General features: G+C 64.0%; 13 protein-coding genes. 8 read left to right on the top strand and 5 right to left on the bottom strand.

All coding sequences use genetic code 11. From position 1 onward, the window contains the following. Nucleotides 1-62: 62 nt before the first annotated feature. A complete protein-coding gene (locus M3P27_12290) occupies nucleotides 63-1,652 on the bottom strand; it encodes a B12-binding domain-containing radical SAM protein (GenBank protein ID MDP9269088.1) in 1,590 nt (529 codons plus the stop codon). Between the two features lie 273 nt (nucleotides 1,653-1,925). On the opposite strand from M3P27_12290, the gene M3P27_12295 reads away from it, so the two are divergent. Further along, nucleotides 1,926-2,555: a response regulator gene (locus M3P27_12295; protein ID MDP9269089.1), complete on the top strand. Its 630-nt coding sequence runs from the start codon at nucleotides 1,926-1,928 to the stop codon at nucleotides 2,553-2,555. 44 nt (nucleotides 2,556-2,599) lie between these two features. Here the strand turns inward: M3P27_12295 and M3P27_12300 are convergent, their stop codons facing one another. Then, a complete protein-coding gene (locus tag M3P27_12300) occupies nucleotides 2,600-3,265 on the bottom strand; it encodes a Crp/Fnr family transcriptional regulator (protein ID MDP9269090.1) in 666 nt (221 codons plus the stop codon). 311 nt (nucleotides 3,266-3,576) lie between these two features. On the opposite strand from M3P27_12300, the gene M3P27_12305 reads away from it, so the two are divergent. The 5 genes from M3P27_12305 to M3P27_12325 all read left to right on the top strand — a co-directional run bounded on the left by M3P27_12305 (nucleotide 3,577) and on the right by M3P27_12325 (nucleotide 7,725). Next, nucleotides 3,577-4,233 carry a Crp/Fnr family transcriptional regulator gene (locus tag M3P27_12305; protein ID MDP9269091.1) on the top strand — a complete coding sequence of 219 codons (657 nt, stop codon included), beginning with the start codon at nucleotides 3,577-3,579 and terminating at the stop codon, nucleotides 4,231-4,233. Nucleotides 4,234-4,286: 53 nt separating this feature from the next. Beyond that, nucleotides 4,287-5,159 (top strand): hypothetical protein, encoded by an 873-nt coding sequence (locus tag M3P27_12310; protein MDP9269092.1) that lies wholly within the window; start codon nucleotides 4,287-4,289, stop codon nucleotides 5,157-5,159. 121 nt (nucleotides 5,160-5,280) lie between these two features. Further along, complete coding sequence (locus tag M3P27_12315; GenBank protein ID MDP9269093.1) at nucleotides 5,281-5,457, top strand: hypothetical protein; 177 nt, start codon at nucleotides 5,281-5,283, stop codon at nucleotides 5,455-5,457. Nucleotides 5,458-5,584: 127 nt separating this feature from the next. Beyond that, nucleotides 5,585-6,721, top strand: coding sequence for a hypothetical protein (locus M3P27_12320; GenBank protein MDP9269094.1), 1,137 nt, complete (start codon nucleotides 5,585-5,587; stop codon nucleotides 6,719-6,721). A 203-nt stretch (nucleotides 6,722-6,924) separates the two neighbouring features. After that, entirely contained in the window at nucleotides 6,925-7,725 is an 801-nt protein-coding gene (locus M3P27_12325) for a response regulator (GenBank protein MDP9269095.1), read from the top strand. Between the two features lie 89 nt (nucleotides 7,726-7,814). On the opposite strand, the gene M3P27_12330 is transcribed toward M3P27_12325, so the two are convergent. The 3 genes from M3P27_12330 to M3P27_12340 all read right to left on the bottom strand — a co-directional run bounded on the left by M3P27_12330 (nucleotide 7,815) and on the right by M3P27_12340 (nucleotide 9,956). Next, a complete protein-coding gene (locus M3P27_12330; GenBank protein ID MDP9269096.1) occupies nucleotides 7,815-8,237 on the bottom strand; it encodes a hypothetical protein in 423 nt (140 codons plus the stop codon). A 247-nt stretch (nucleotides 8,238-8,484) separates the two neighbouring features. Beyond that, entirely contained in the window at nucleotides 8,485-9,333 is an 849-nt protein-coding gene (locus tag M3P27_12335; protein MDP9269097.1) for an aldo/keto reductase, read from the bottom strand. After that, nucleotides 9,330-9,956, bottom strand: coding sequence for a PilZ domain-containing protein (locus M3P27_12340; GenBank protein ID MDP9269098.1), 627 nt, complete (start codon nucleotides 9,954-9,956; stop codon nucleotides 9,330-9,332). The genes M3P27_12335 and M3P27_12340 overlap by 4 nt, the downstream gene beginning before the upstream one ends. Before the next feature lie 153 nt (nucleotides 9,957-10,109). Here M3P27_12340 and M3P27_12345 point away from each other — a divergent pair, with 153 nt between their 5' ends. Further along, nucleotides 10,110-12,338: a prolyl oligopeptidase family serine peptidase gene (locus tag M3P27_12345; GenBank protein ID MDP9269099.1), complete on the top strand. Its 2,229-nt coding sequence runs from the start codon at nucleotides 10,110-10,112 to the stop codon at nucleotides 12,336-12,338. A 136-nt stretch (nucleotides 12,339-12,474) separates the two neighbouring features. Continuing rightward, on the top strand, nucleotides 12,475-12,709 hold a 235-nt coding region (locus M3P27_12350), incomplete at its 3' end, for an aldehyde dehydrogenase family protein (GenBank protein ID MDP9269100.1).

Consider the following 12,709-nt stretch of genomic DNA (forward strand, 5'->3'; position numbering starts at 1 on the left):
ATGTTATGGCGGCGCTGGAAGCGCCGCCCCTCCGAAAGACAATCGAGCTGTCCGGTGACTTCCTACTGCAAGACGTTGAACTGGCTGTCGCCTCCGCCGGTGGCGGCGAGCAGCACCGGGCTGTGCGCTGCCGAGGGCAGCGGCCGGGGCTGCGGTATCTGCAGGTCGGGCATGGGCTTGGCTTGGAACAGCTTGCGGCACGGTTTGGCGAGGATGCGCGCCCATTGCGTGGCTTTGGTGCGGCGGGCGCTATCGGTCGCGATGCCGGTGGAGGCGTACATCTGGCGATAGAGCTTGGAGATGAAGATGAAGGCAAGACGCGCGCGCAGGTTCGGCGTGCAGTTCGAGCGTTTCCAAACCGACGACAGGCTGTAAAAATCGTCCCACACGCGCTGCGTCCGCCGGCGAAGTTCTTCGGATCCCATGGTGGGGTGCGGCATGAACATCTTGGGACGCTTATCGGCCGGGATCAGCCAATAGCGCGTCAAGGGCACGCCTTCGACCTGGGGCGGCTCCGCGCCCTGGGCTTTTTCCCAATGCTCGAAATCCACCGTGCCGGGGAAGGGGGTGAGCATGACGAACTGGGCGAAGGTGACGCCGGCACGGCGCGCCAGGTCGAGGGTGGCGTCGAAGGTGACGTCGCGATCGGTGGGCAAGCCGAAGATGAACGATCCGAGGACGTGGATGCCGCTGTCGGTGAACTTCTGCAGGCGCTGCACCAGCGCCTCGCCGGAACAGTTGAAGTCCTTATAGACCGCTTTCAGGCCCTCCGGGGTGACGGCTTCCACGCCGACGAGCGCGCCCCGGATGTGGGCGGCGCGCATGGCCTCGAGGAACTGGGGATCTTCCGCCGCCTCCATGGTGATCTGGGTGAAGAAGATCATGTCCTTGGGCAGGTCGGCGAGCCGCGACATCAACTCAAAGCGCTCGGCGCGGATGCGCTGCAGCTCATCCACGCGCGCGTGATTGTTCTGGCGCTCGGCGAGCAGGATGTCAGTATGGGAGACGGGATAGAAGTTGTCGTCGGCGAGGGCGATGAAGCGGAAGCCGCGGCGGCGCAACTCGACGATCTCTTCGATGACCATGTCGGAAGGCCGCTGCCGCGGTTTCTGTCCGTCGGTGCGCCAGACCGAGCAGAACGAGCAATGCTTGGGACAGCCGCGCACCGTCTGCACCGAGGCCCACATGTAGGAATCCGGCGGCAAGAGGTCCCAGCGGGCGGCCTTGAATTGGTCGGCCTCGATGCGGCCGCCTTCATAGATGCGCCGCGGGGCGCCTTGGGCACAATCCGCGAGGGCGTCTCCCCAGGCGAGATCGCCATCGCCGCGGACGACGGAATGCGCCGCGCCGCGCTCGAAGGCTTCTTCGGAGTACAACGTAGCCTGGATGCCGCCAAAGATCACCCACGCGCCCCGTTCGCGCGCGAGGCGGCCGACGGTGTATCCGCGCAGGGCATTGCCGGTGTGGATGCCGATGCCGACCACGTCCCCGGGCTGCACGCTGGCGGGATCGAAATGTTGCAGGGTCTCGTCGCAGATGACGGGGTCGCCGAAAGAGCGGGGCGTAGCCCCTGCCAGGACAAAGAGCCAGCGGGGGGTGATGACGGCGATACCAAAAGCGGTGTCACTGGGGTTGATGAGGTGAACTCGCATGCCTCGTGGACTCCCGACCACGTCGTCCCCGGCAGACCGCTGAAGTGGCGCGTTCTTCCGTCCCTGCATGACTATACGCTTTTATGTTCGATAGCTAACGCTTCCCGGGTTTTATTGGGCAGAACTGAACAGCCAGCCGGTGGCGGCGGCCCTCGCCGATGCGGGAGGGACGGGTCAGTGTCCTTATACGGGATGCGGGTGGACGCTTATGTTCAATACTGAACAGCCAGGCCGGAGAGCGGCTGAATACCATGGCGAGCGGAGGTAGTTCTCTTGCAGCCAGCGATGCGGCCGGCCAGTATTCTCATCGTCGATGACGAATCGGGCATCCGCCTGGCCATCGCCATGGTGCTGCACGCGGCGGGCTACGAGGTGAGCACCGCGAAGCATGGGTTTGACGCGCTGCTGCAGCTGCGGACTAACACACCAGACGTCATCATCTCTGACCTTAATATGCCGGCGATGTCCGGCTTCGAGTTCCTTTCCATCGTGCGCCGCCGCTTTCCCGAGATCCCGGTGGTGGCGGTCAGCGGAGCGTATCCGAGCGCCGATGGCGTGCCCGGCGGCGTGGTCGCCGACGCCTTCTACGCCAAGGGCGAGACCGAGCCGGGCGACCTTTTGCGCACGGTCGCGGAACTGATCCGCACCAAAGCGGCGCGGGCGATGGCCCACCAGCGGCAGCCGGCGCCCGTCTGGATCCCGCGGAACTTAGAGGATGCTCTCGGGGTGCCGTTCATCGTGCTGACGTGCACCGAATGCCTGCGCTCGTTCCAGATGAGCGTGTTGGGCGAGGGCGAGCCCGAGTTACAGGAAACGCCCTGCCGTTATTGCGCCGCCCCGGTCCGCTACCTCATCGATTTCTCGCTTGCCCTATCCCCTGCGCCATCGCCGACGGTGCACTAGCGCCCGCTTTTCTTGCCGGGATCAAAAGGTGGGAGCCGCTTGGTTCAGCGAGCTTGGTACAGGGGCTTGGTGGTTCCGCCGCAGGACACGTGGAGAGGTCCGCGCAGGAAGGTGAGCAGCGCCTTGTGCACGTGCAGGCGGCCGTTGTAATCGATGAACCCTTGCTTGCGGAAGCGATTCATGAAGAAGCTCACGCGCGAGCGCGTGGTACCCACCATCTGGGCCAAGGTGCCCTGGTCGAGGCTGTCGACGGAGGTAGACAAGGTGCCGCCGTTAGGATGGGCGATCCACAAGAGCAGGCGCGCCAGCCGGCGCTCGCTCGAGTGCAGCAGCCGGTCGGCATGGTCGTCTTCAGAGCGGGCAACGCGTTGCAACAAGTAGGTGATGAAGAGTCGTGCCAGGGCAGGCTCGGAGCGCAGCCGGGCCAGCAGGTGGACCTTGGTGACGCGCGAGACGTTGCATCCCCGCATCGCGGTGGCGGTCGAGCCGCGCACGGGGGTTCCTTCCAGACAGCCCTCGCCGAAGCATTCTCCCGCGCGCAACACCGCGATCACCGCGCGCTTGCCGCCGGTGGCCCGCACGGTGAGTTTCACGTTGCCATCTTCGACGCGGAAGACGGCGTCGGCACGGTCGCCCTGGACGAAGATGTCCTGACCGTTGGTGTAGTGGCAGCTGCTGGTGAGCGCAGCGCGGCCTTCGAACGCACTCAAGCAAAAGGTTTGGGCCGCTGACCTGGGCATAGGTCTCAAAAGAATCCCCGTTACGCTGGCAGCTTAAGCGGCTGGCCCGACGGATGCTGCTCAAAAAAGAACAGTCGGAGCGGCGCCGTCGAATCCCCACCAGGCCGCCCAGAGGGACGAAGGGTAAAAATGGTCAATTTTGACCTTTCCGGCCCAAGCAAGAAGGAGTACTGTTCGCTATAGCACACTACTGCGGTAAGGAGTCCTCTATGCCGAGTACGGCTACGCAACGGACCGTTCGGTCGAGCCGGCCGCCCAACGGGCTGAGCATCCCCAAGGTGATGGCCCGCTACATCGCGAAAAAGTTCGACGCGGCCGAGTTCCTGGCCAAGGCGGGCTTGGGCAAAGTGCTGGTGGAAGAAGCCAAAGGGCAGAGCATTTTCTCGCAGGGGAACTTGGCCGATGCCGTCTTCTATATACAGAAGGGCCGGGTCAAGGTAAGCGTGGTCTCGAAGCAGGGCAAGGAAGCGGTGGTCGCGCTGCTCAGTCCGGGGGAGTTCGTGGGCGAGGAATGCATCGCCTCCGGCCACCCGACGCGGCTGACCACGGCGACGGCGCTGACCGATTGCAGCCTGCTCAAGATCAGCAAGAAAGAGATGACGCGGGTGCTGCGCGAGGAGCCGATGCTCTCCGACGTCTTCGTTTCCTTCCTGCTGGCACGCAACGCGCACATCCAGGCCGACCTGATCGATCAGCTCTTCAACTCGAGTGAGAAGCGGCTGGCGCGGGTGTTGCTGCTGCTGGCGCAGTTCGGCAAAGAGGGCAAGCCCGAGATCGTGGTCCCCAAGCTGAGCCAGGAGACGCTGGCCGAGATGATCGGCACCACGCGCTCGCGCGTAAGTTTTTTCATGAACCGGTTTCGCAAGATGGGCTTCATCGAATACAACGGCGAGATGCGCATCCACAGCTCGCTGCTCAACGTGATCCTGCACGACTGACGGCTGACCGCGCTCCGTCTCGAGCTGCGCGGCTGCACCTGAAAAGAGACGCGATGCGCGCACGGTCGAGTGCCACCCGCCTGGCAGTGTCTGCTGGTGTCCTGCTGGCCGGACTGCTTGTGATCGCCAGTCTTTCGGTCGCAAGTCCGGCATGCTTGGCCGCGGAACCGCCACCACAGGCCGCCTCCGTCGCTGTCGCTGTCCCAGCACACTTGCCGGTGGAAGAGGTGGTGAGCAACATGGTCCGCCGGAACCGCGAGCGCGCCCAGGCCTTGCCCGCGTATCGTTCCACCCGCGTCTATCACCTCGAATATCACGGTTTCCCCGGCTCGCGCAGCGCCGAGGTGGTGGTGGACATGGAGTATGCGCCACCCACCCGCAAGGAGTTCGTGGTCCGCTCGCAGACCGGTTCCAAGCTGCTCATCGACCGCGTGATCAAGAAGGCGCTGGAGAGTGAGAAGGAAGCCTTCGACGTGGAGAACCAGAAGCGCACCGCGCTCAACCACGACAACTACTTGTTCACCCTGGTGGGCTACGAGAGCACGCCGCAGGGTGGCCGTTACGTGCTGGCGGTGGAGCCAAAGACGGGCAGCAAGTTCCTCTACCGCGGAAAGATCTGGGTGGACGCCGACGACTTTGCGGTGACGCGGATCGAGGCGCAGCCGGCAAAGAATCCGTCCTTCTGGATCCGCAGCACGCAGATCGAGCAGGTGTACGGCAAGGTCAGCGAGTTCTGGCTGCCGGCGCGCAATCACAGCGTTTCGAAGGTCCGGCTCGGGGGAAGCGCCGATTTCACCATCGAGTACAAGGACTACCAGTGGAACGGTGCTTCGCCGCTGGCGAGTGGCGCGGCACCGGGAAAAGTGCCGGGCGAGGCGGTAGCGAGGAACGCCTCCGGCAGCGTCCACGGAAAGCCGCGGCAGTAGCCGCCGGCGCCGCCGGTCTCTCTGGCTCCCCTCTCTGCTGCTCTCCTTCTTTCCAGCTGCTTTCAGGGCCCGTGAGCAGTCTTGCTCAGAACGGATGCTCGCCCCTTGCTAATCTGACTCCATGGCAGTCACCAAGCACGGCGGGGACATAGCGCCTGACCAGACGGAGAGCGCTTTTCGCGGACACGCGTTGGGCGCATGGCCGGCGGTGATCTCGTCTTTCTGCTCGGTCACGAGCGAGTCGCGCCACGCCGATTGCAGCGTGCCGGGCTGCACCTGCCAGTGCCACGCCGCCTGACCGGTCGAGAGTGCCGGGGGAGGGTTTTAGCACCACTTGGCCGCAGCCGGGAAAAGACTGGCAGGTCACACATGCTCTGGACAGATTCGCTGCACGCAGGCTCAAGCGCTTAAAGGAGCGCACGTTTATGAAACCAGTTCGATCGATCACTACCGCACTTCTGTTCCTTGGTCTGGCGGGCAGCGCATTTGCCTATCCAGCGCAAGGCAACTCCGGCAAGGGTAAGCAGGACGACAAAGAAGGCAAGCAGGGGAAGCAGGCCCAAGGGAAAGGCCAGCCGGCCGGCCAAGCCAAGCAAGAAAAGGCTGCGCCGCAAGCGCAGCGTGAGCAACGGCCAGCGCGGGCGCAGCAGCAGGCTCAACCGCGCGATAACCAGGAACAGCGGCAGGGACAGCAGCGGGCGCAGCAGCAAGAGGATCGGCGCGCGCAGCAGCAGCAGCAGCAGCAACAGCGGCAGGGACAGCAGCGAGCGCAGCAGCAAGAGAATCAACGCGCGCAGCAGCAACAGCAGCGCCAGGTCCAGCAGCAGGATCGGCGTTCGCGCCAGGTCCAGCAGCAGGTACCGGTGCAGGCACAGCAGCAGAACCGTCCTCCGGGCTGGGATAAAGGCAAGAAGACGGGCTGGAACGGTGGCAGCGTGCCTCCGGGACAGCAGGCTCGCCTGCCCCAGGAGCGCCAACGGCAGCTGATCACTCAGCAGCAGCAGCGCGTGGTGGTCTATCGGCAGCGCCTGAACCAGGACTACACCCTGGCGCAGCGTTACTCGGTCCAGCTCCAGCAAGACCGGCGCATGGCGAGTTATCGCTACCAGCAGGCCTACATCGCGCAGCTGCGGCAACAGCAGTTAGCGATGCAGGGCTACAACAACTACAACTACAACAACGACCCTTACTACTACACCGCTCCGAGCTATCGTTACGATCGCGGCGGGAACTGGTACGAGGTCAATCAATACGGCGCGGACACGCTGCGCCAGGCGGTCAACAACGGCTACAACCAGGGCTTCCAGGCGGGACAGGCAGCGCGGCAGGATCGCTGGTCGACGCGCTATCAGGACTCATACGGCTACCAGGACGCCAACTACGGCTACGACGGTCGCTACAGCGATCAGGATAGCTACAACTATTACTTCCGCGAAGGCTTCCAGCGCGGCTATGACGATGGCTACAACAGCCGCACGCAGTATGGCAGCTACTCCAACGGGCGCGGGAACATCCTCGGCAACATCTTGGGAACCATCCTCAACCTGCAGTCGATGCGATAAGAGAGACTTTCGCGGAGACTGTAACAGCAACCGAACGCGTCCGGTGCGCTTGGTCCTAGAGGGCCACGCGCACCGGGTGCGCTCCACATGCAGTTCCGGTAGCGACTTTCAGCCTACGAAAGCTAACCAGTAACCGGGTCGAGTTCCGTAGCGGCTCCCAGCCTACGAAAACCAACCAGTAACCTAAAGAGAGCAGTGAATATATGGCAGACCATGCCGTCTCGATCCCGAGTTCCGTCGAAATCGCTGGACGCAACAGCGCTTCCGCGGGTCTGCATCTGGCGGCGGAACGCGCCGGCAGTCGTCGGAGCCCGCGGCTGCTGGTAGTAGACGATGACGCGGCGATACGGGAGCTCGCCATCGCGCTGCTAGGGGCGGAGGGCTACGACGTGGTCACCGCCGAAGATGGCCTCGACGCGCTTCGCCAGATCGAGGCCTCTGCTCCTGACCTGGTGATCAGCGATCTGCGGATGCCGCACATGACGGGCTTCGAGCTGCTCCGCATCATGCGCGCGCGCTTCCCGGAGATCCCGGTGATCGCGGTGAGTGGCGAGGTGGACGGCGAAACGTCGCTGCCGGGCGTGATCGCGGACGCGGTGTTCGCCAAGGGCAGCTTCACCACGCCCCGCTTCCGGGCGGTGATCGCCGGCCTGCTCGCCATCCCGCCGCGGCGCGATGAGGCGGATGGTCGCAAGAAAAACCGCGCCGAGAAAAGCGACAGCGCGAGCGCCGCGGTGGTGGAGGTCGCGGTGGAGGAGATCGCTGCCGAGGACACTGCTACCGAGAACGTCGTGGCCAGCAAGGGATTCCACGGAGTGGCAGACATGAGGGCCGTCCTCGGAAGGCTGGCGGAGAGGGTCCGGCCCGCCGCGGCGCTCTCCCTCAGCCCGGCGTCTGGCATCGACCATGGAACGGATGGAACGGATGGAGCGGATGGAGCGGATGGAGCGTCTGGAGCGGCCGGTTCGGAACCGCGCTCCGCGTTCGGCACGTCGTTCGACTAGCACCCCAGCGACTAGCACCCCAGCGACTAGCACCCCCAGCGACCAGCACATCCGGCGTATAAGAGTGCGTTGATGAACTGACTCTGGCCTCAGCCGCTGGTATTCGATCTTCTCAACGTGACGCGGTGGCGTATGCGCTTGGCGATCTTCTTCTGCCGCTTGGCTTCGGCGTACTTGTCCAGTATCGGTCGCGGCGGCTGAGGCTTTGCAACCGGCCGGGGCGCGGGCGGTGGTGCGACCGCATTTGCGGTGGACGGCGGGGGCGCGGCGGTCGCTTGCGGGGCAGCCTGCTTTGGCTTTGCATCCGGCTTTACGCCGGTGGGCTTTGTTCCTGCCGGCTGGGCCGCCGGCGGTACATCCACCAGCGTGACTTCAGCCGGCTTCACCGCAGCGGGCGTGGTTTCGGTGTGCATTGCAGCGGCTTCCACCGCAGACTGTTCGATCACGGGCTCGGGAGCGGGGCTCTCTGACAGTTTGCTCTCCACCGGCTTGCTCTCCACCGCTTTGCTCACGGGCTTCTCCTTAATATATAGGTTAGTTTGCCGGCAAAGAGTATTCCGCCGGTGCAGCGGGCGCGTCAGGCTGCTACGGGCAGGTCGCCAGGCTTGCCGGGCGCGGGAGTAACGAATACTTTCCCCTTGCGCGGGCGGCGCTTGTGCTTTTTGGGTCTGCGTCTTCCCATGCCCCAATCCTAGCGGGAGGGGCAGTGGCAAGAATGAGCGGAATTGCTCACTTTTTGCGCGGAAACAGAAACTATCGCTATCCGGCCAGGGCTTCGATGGCGTTGACGGCCTGGGGCGGGAGCGTGAGCTCGCGGCTGGCGAGATCCTCGCGCATGTGGAGGTCGTTGGTGGTGCCGGTCAAGGGCAGGATGCCGATGGCGTGCGCAAACGCAAAGACGATCTGCGCGGGCGTGGCGCCGGCGCGGGTGGCGAGGCCGGTGACGAGCGGATGCCCAAGCACCTCGGGATTCGCGGTGAGCAACGAGAAGCCCTGGTACACGATGCCTTTATTCTCACAAAGGTGGCGCACCTCACGGTCCCATCCCAGTCGCGCGAAGCATCGGTTCTGCACGAACGCGGGAGCTTCGGGGTGGCGCGCGATCAGCTGTTCGAGTTGGCGCAGCGAGATGTTGCTCACGCCGAGGCGGCGCGTGTGGCCGGCTGCGCGCTGCTGCACCATCGCCTCCCACACCGCGGCGTCGGCGGGGGACCAGTCGGGCCACGACGAAGGACCGTGCAAAACATAGCTGTCCACGTAGTCAGTCCCAAGATGCGCGAGCGAACTTGCCATCGACTGTGCGACCTGGAGCGGGAGCGGCGCAGCGGAGTCGTAGGGAAGGCGATGGTCCTGCCCGGCCTGGCAGGTGAACTTGGTCTGCAGAAAAAGTTCGGAGCGGGTCACCACGCCCTCGCGATAAGCCTTCGCCAACGCCTCACCGACGCCGGCTTCCACGTAATGGCGCCGCTGATTGGCAGTGTCGATGCCGCGAAATCCGGTTCGAAGCGCCAGTCCGGTGAGTGCCGCGGTGCGCTCTTCTTTCCATGCCGTGCCATAAAGGAAGTCCGGCAGGCGAAAAGACTTGAGCGGTGGCACGCCAGCACTCACCGCGAAACGCTCGCCGGGGCGCCTTTTTCCTGCGCCGTGACCCATTCCAGCAGCACGCCGCGATTCTTGTCACGGGGATCGAAGAGGATGCCGATGCTCTCCGGTTTTTTCCAGCGGACGACGCCATAGACAAGCATGGTGGGCTGGCCGGGGAGGGCGAATTCGAGTTCCACGGGCTGTCCCGCAGAGCCGGCGATGGCGGCGCTCAAACACATGCCGCCGCGGCTGAGGTCGGAAGCGTTGGCTTCGAATACATGATCGCCGATGCGCATCCGCACCGGCAGGGTGAGCGGGATGCGCTCGGCGGCGCGCTGGTCAGCTACCGGCGCGGTTCGCCGCGGCCGCAGGAGGATCCACAGCAGCACCGAAGCAGCCACTGCCGCCGACAGCGTCCATAGCAAGATCAACATGCGGGAGCGATTGTCGACGGTTTCCTGCGCCAGGGAAAGAAAAAACCGGCGGCGATCAGCGCACATCTCGACCCGAAGAGCGAAGGCCGCAACTTCGAGTACAGCGGTGCTTCTCCTTACTTGTATTGCGTGCGTCCGGCTTTCACCCCGGACGGGCACATGGGCTGGCAGAACCGCGACGTCTATCGCATCCCACTTCAGGTCAGTTGCCAATGATGAAATGACGACGGGGCGCTGCGCCGTTGGCTGACCGCTAGCCATTTTTTGACTCGCTCGTCCAATACAGGGAGAATACTGCTCTGCGCCCGTTCAGCAGGTCTGTCCGGCCCGGGACGTCCCACTCTCACTCTCGATCGAGGTCCATCGATGACGCATCGTCCGAAAGCGCTCCGCACGACATTCCCGTGGTTCATCTTTATCACCGCTCTCAGTCTCGTGCTGCCGCTGGGAACCTTGCTGGCGCAACAGCCGCAGCCGGTAGCGTTGAGCGGAAACCCGGGCGGAAATCCCGTTGGCAAGCTCGCTTATCCGGAGGCGAAGAAGACGGACGTGGTCAACGAGTATCACGGCACCAAAGTCGCCGACCCCTATGAGTGGCTGGAAGACACCAACTCCGCCGCGACCAAGGCGTGGGTGGAGGCCGAGAACAAAGTCACGTTCGGATACCTGGAACAGATCCCGGTACGCGCCAAGATCAAAGCGCGCATGACCAAGTTGTGGGACTACGAGCGCTACACCGTGCCGCGCCTCGAGGGCGGACGTTATTTCTATTCCAAGAACAACGGCTTGCAGAACCAGAACGTGATCTACACGCAGCAGTCGCTGACCGGCGATCCGACGCTGCTGCTCGATCCCAACAAGATGTCGAGCGACGGCACGGTCGCGCTCTCGCAATACGCCATCTCCGACGATGGCAAGCTGATGGTCTACGGGGTGCAGACCGCCGGCTCCGACTGGGTGGAGTGGAAGGTGAAGGAGGTCGCGAGCGGCAAAGACCTGCCCGACCACGTGCAGTGGTCGAAGTTCTCGGGGGCGTCGTGGACGAAGGACGGCTCCGGCTTCTTCTACAGCGGGTACGACGAGCCCAAAGGTGCGACCGCGCTCACCGGCGCTAACTATTTCCAAAAACTCTACTTCCACAAAATGGGCACGGAACAGAAAGACGATGCGCTCGTCTACGAGCGCCGGGACCAGAAGGAGTGGGGCTTCGATGGCGAGGTGACCGACGACGGGCGCTATCTCGTCGTCGGCGTATATCAGGGCACCGAGCCGAAGAACCGCGTCTACTACAAGGACTTGAACGACAAGACCGCGAAGGTGGCTCCACTGCTCGACGATTTCGACGCCAGGTACGAGTTCATCGATAACGACGGCCCCATCTTCTGGTTCCGCACCGACTCCGCTGCGCCGCGCTATCGCGTGATCGCGGTGGACACGCGCAACCCCGGCGGCAAGAACTGGAAGACGGTGATCGCCGAGGGCGGCGACACGCTCGTAGACATCAACGTCATCAACAACAAGTTCGTCGCCAACTACTTGCACGACGCGCACACCGTGGTGAAGGTGTTCGACGTGAAGGGAAAACTCGAGCGCGAGATCCAGCTTCCCAGCATCGGCACCGCCGCCGGGTTTCCAGGAAAGCGGGGCGATAAAGAAACCTTCTTCTCCTACACCAGCTACACCACGCCGCTGAGCATTTATCGGCTGGACATGGCCACGCTGAAGAGCGAGGTCTTCCGCCAGCCGAAGGTGGCCTTCGACTCCAACGCCTACGAGACCAAGCAGATCTTCTACCCCTCGAAGGACGGTACCAAGGTGCCGATGTTCATCAGCGCAAAAAAAGGGACGAAGCTCGACGGCCAGAATCCCACGCTGCTTTACGGCTACGGCGGTTTCAACATCTCGCTGACGCCCACGTTCTCGGTGGCGAACCTGGTGTGGATGGAGATGGGCGGGGTCTACGCGGTGCCCAACCTGCGCGGGGGCGGCGAATATGGCAAGGCGTGGCATGAGGGCGGCATGAAGGCGAACAAGCAGAACGTGTTCGACGACTTCATCGCCGCAGCCGAGTGGCTCATCGCCAACCACTACACTTCCACGCCCAAGCTCGCCATCTACGGCGGTTCGAACGGCGGATTGCTGGTGGGCGCGGCCGAGACGCAGCGTCCCGAGCTCTTTGGCGCGGCGATGCCCGCGGTGGGCGTGATGGACATGCTGCGCTTCCACAAGTTCACCATCGGCTGGGGATGGGTATCGGACTACGGCTCGCCGGATGAGCCGGAGGCGTTCGCGTACATCCGCAAGTACTCGCCGCTGCATAACATCAAGCCGGGCGTGGCGTATCCGCCCACCTTCATCACCACCGCCGATCACGATGACCGCGTCGTTCCCGGACACAGCTTCAAGTACGCGGCCACGCTGCAGGCGGCGCAGGGTGGACTGGCGCCGATCCTGATCCGCATCGAGACGCGCGCCGGTCACGGCGGCGGCAGGCCGACCACGAAGATCATCGAGGAGAATGCCGACCGCTTCGGATTCCTCGTCCACGTGCTCGGCATGGAAGAGCAGGTGGCGGGAATGCGGGCGAGCAACTAAGCACTGCACACATCGGAAGGCGGGCTCGCGCCCAGGGTCGCCGCAACGCGGTCGCCTCGTCCGCCGCGGCGAGCGCTCACCCGCACCCCACCGTGCATTTGCTTCCGCCCACTTCAAAGCACTACAACTTAGGGCCATGGGACACGAGACGCGAGGCTTTTTGCTCGACGGCAAATGGATCTCCGACCGCAAGCCGGCCGAGGTGCGCTCGCCCTACGACCAGTCGGTCATCGATACGGTGGCGCAAGCGACGCGCGCGGATGCCGAGGCAGGTATCGCCGCCGCGGTCCGCGCCTTTGAGGTCACGCGCAAGCTGCCGGCATACGAACGGCAGCGCGTGCTGCGCAAGGTCGCAGAGCTGATTCGCGCGC

It is taken from the genome of Acidobacteriota bacterium (assembly GCA_030774055.1).
Taxonomy (GTDB): domain Bacteria; phylum Acidobacteriota; class Terriglobia; order Terriglobales; family Acidobacteriaceae; genus JACPNR01.